This window comes from Streptomyces sp. NPDC001156, from assembly GCF_053598275.1.
Genome location: NZ_JBSFJX010000440.1, coordinates 1 through 2,757, shown reverse-complemented (window position 1 = coordinate 2,757; position 2,757 = coordinate 1). Strand labels below are relative to the sequence as shown.

Annotated in this window: 3 protein-coding genes; 1 reads left to right on the top strand and 2 read right to left on the bottom strand. The window is 64.9% G+C overall.

What is annotated here, in order from left to right:
• On the top strand, nucleotides 1-525 hold a 525-nt coding region (locus ACWDA7_RS51870; RefSeq protein ID WP_450615073.1), incomplete at its 5' end, for a hypothetical protein.
• A gap of 358 nt (nucleotides 526-883) precedes the next feature.
• On the opposite strand, the gene ACWDA7_RS51865 is transcribed toward ACWDA7_RS51870, so the two are convergent.
• Entirely contained in the window at nucleotides 884-1,285 is a 402-nt protein-coding gene (locus ACWDA7_RS51865; protein ID WP_450615075.1) for an HIT family protein, read from the bottom strand.
• Nucleotides 1,286-1,652: 367 nt separating this feature from the next.
• Nucleotides 1,653-2,246 carry an SMI1/KNR4 family protein gene (locus ACWDA7_RS51860; protein ID WP_450615071.1) on the bottom strand — a complete coding sequence of 198 codons (594 nt, stop codon included), beginning with the start codon at nucleotides 2,244-2,246 and terminating at the stop codon, nucleotides 1,653-1,655.
• Nucleotides 2,247-2,757 lie beyond the last annotated feature (511 nt).

The following is a 2,757-nucleotide window of genomic DNA, read 5'->3' as shown; positions in this document are numbered from 1 at the left end:
TCCTCAACCGGCGGCTTCACCTGCCCAGCCCGTGGCACCAGCACCCCTCCCGGCCACAAGCTACAAGCAACTCACCCCAAAGTCAGCGGCATTGGGCCTAGGGTGCGAAGGCCGGAGGGTTTGACGATGGAAATGCCACAGATACGCCTCGGCAGCGATGGAGCGTGGCTGGAGCTGGTTCAGGCTGGCGAGGACAGCTGGCGGGTTACCGCCGATTGGTGCTCATCGCTGTCGGCCGACTACACCGCCTACCTCACCAGGGAGGAGGCCGCGGACTTCGCTGCACGGATGCTCTCTCACTTGCGCGCCCCGTCGGGCTCTCGATTCTCAGCGGCGGTGACTCCCGGTCGCAATAATCCGCTGGTGCTGAGGGCCGAACCTGTCGGGGACAGGTTTGCCTTCTTCGTGCGTCTGACTCCCAACGGTGACGACGACGTGTGTCACCTGCAGATGGAGATCAATCCCATCGACACCACCGAACTCCGCGACATGTTTGATGCGTTGCACACATCATTGGCCCTCTGACCGCACGGATGCCAGGTCAGGCCGCGGTCTGGAGCTTTGGGCCTCCCAGCGGAGGCCCTTCTCGCCGCGAATGCGGGCGCGTTCGCGGCGTTGGGCTTCCAGGACGTACGGTGGCGGGGTTTGGCGTTGGCGTTGGCGTTGCGCCAGCGCAGGTACCGGATGCCGTCGTCGTCCGCGCCCGTTGCCGTCAGTGTTGCCGTTAACGACTTAGTCGAACCACGGGCTTGGGGGTTCGGTCGAGACGAATTCGGCGAACCGCCCCCCTGGAGGCCGACGTATCCAACGCGGTGCTGGAATTTTGAGTCCATCTGAGACTTCGACCACGTCAGACCATCCCATACCGCCAAATCGGCTGCGGTCACAGTGGTTGCGGTACTTCGTTGCTGTGCCGCAAGCGCAGTCGTTTGACCATTGCCGCGGCCTCGCCTTCCCCGCCGCGAGGGGCGTCTGGCCATTCGTCGACTCGTTGCCACCAGTAGTCACGGGGAGTCCCGGGGTATCGGGGCAGGAGGTGGACGTGCAGATGGGGCACGTTGTCTCCAATGACGGCGGCATATACGTGCTCGGCACTACCGGCTTCACGCAGCGCGGCGGCGGCTCGCGTGCACCAGAAGCCTACACGCTGGGCCTCCGCGTCGTTGAGATCAGCAAGGCCGGGGGCATGTCGGCGGGGTTCCACCAGAAGATGGCCGAGGTAAACCGAGTCTGCGCCACCGGGAGCTCGCGGAGATAGGTGTGAGACAACCACGAGGTCGTCCATCCATACCGCCCCTCCGGGCATCAGCGAGTCGTCACGGTGCTTCCGGCAAACGAAACAGTCGCTTGGTGAGAGTTCATCTGCCATGGAACCGTCCCCCATCTCCTCCGCGTCGGCTATGGGCCGTCAGAGTAGTACGCCAACGTTATGAGTTGGAGCTGTGATTGGGCGGCTGTCGCGCTGTGGGCGGCATGCCGGGCACGGTCTTGATCCAGCGGCGGAGACGTCTCGCCAAAGGCTGACAGAGAGCGGGGGCACGCAGCGGGCGCGGAGTCCCTCGATGCGAACTATGGGCACGACGGTTGCTGAAGCAGGTCAGTCAGTCGTGATGCGGATCGTCGGTGTAGCGCAGATCCCCCTGTATGGCGGTTCAGAGGGGTCCGTACGGCCAGGAGCCGGACTCGCCCCAGGCCCCATCGAAGCCACCTTCGTCCTCCTCCCGCCACCCCAGGTACTCCGGGTCGGGGTCCGGGAAGTCCTTCTGACCAAACGGGTTGGGCAATTCTCCTCGTACGAGCCTGAGCAGGAACTCGGCCATGCCGCAGTCGAACTCCAGCCAGGGACTCTCGCGGTAGCCGTGCTGACGGCGGCTGACCACTGTGGTCCACTGCTCGGGATCCTGCGACCCGCACCGCCAGAAGACGTCGTCCGCAGTCGAAGTCGAGCCCCATCTCAGCAGTCCGCCGACCGGTGCGCCCGGCCATGCCTCGGAGTACATCGCCGCGTATTCGTCCATGACGGGCACGCCCTCCAGCAGCGTGCCATACATGGAGTCCTCCACCGGGGGAGTGAAGACACACAGGAAGTCGTCCATCCCCCCGCCGCCGTAGCGGGCCACGAAGTCATGGTAGTCGGCAGGCAGCACCAGGCCGCTGGCTCGCCGGACCGCGTCCCAGTCGACGGTGTCTCCGCCTGACGCGGGCGGCTCCATCCGAGTGAGCAGTTCCCCGACCGCCCAGTGCATACGTGCTCCCGAATCAGACCAGGTCGTGTGCCGGCCTCGCTCGGGGTGCCTGTAGACGGCGAGGGTGAACCATGCGAGGCCTATGTTGTCCAGCGTATCCAAAGTTGTCCAAGGCGGAAGGTGTTGGCGAATGCCGAAACGATCACGTGGGACCTTGCCTGTCTCGGCGATCCACCCAGCCCTTTCCCGGGCACAGTACATTGCGGATGGTGCAGAGCTGCTGGGGATCCCCAGTTTGGAAGACGCCGTACGCGGACGACGGCTGAACTGGCAACTCTGCTGATTCGGCGGTAGCGGCGCGAGGAGGCCACCGTGGCCCGGGCCACGGTGACGTCGACACGGAGGGCGATCAGGGAGGCTGAGGGCAGCTGACCGCAAGATCGGCAACTATCACAGCTCGACCCACGCCGCGGCCGCTAGGGCCTGTTCTGAGTCGTGATCTCGGTACCGATGACCGCTTCCGGTAGCCACGGTCGAACTGGTAGACCTCTCATGTGCTGCGACGTGAACT

Bases quoted from the DNA above. Each gene is read 5' to 3' on its own strand.
- ACWDA7_RS51865 (WP_450615075.1), bottom strand. From the start codon at position 1,285: ATGGACGACCTCGTGGTTGTCTCACACCTATCTCCGCGAGCTCCCGGT.
- ACWDA7_RS51860 (WP_450615071.1), bottom strand. From the start codon at position 2,246: ATGCACTGGGCGGTCGGGGAACTGCTCACTCGGATGGAGCCGCCCGCG.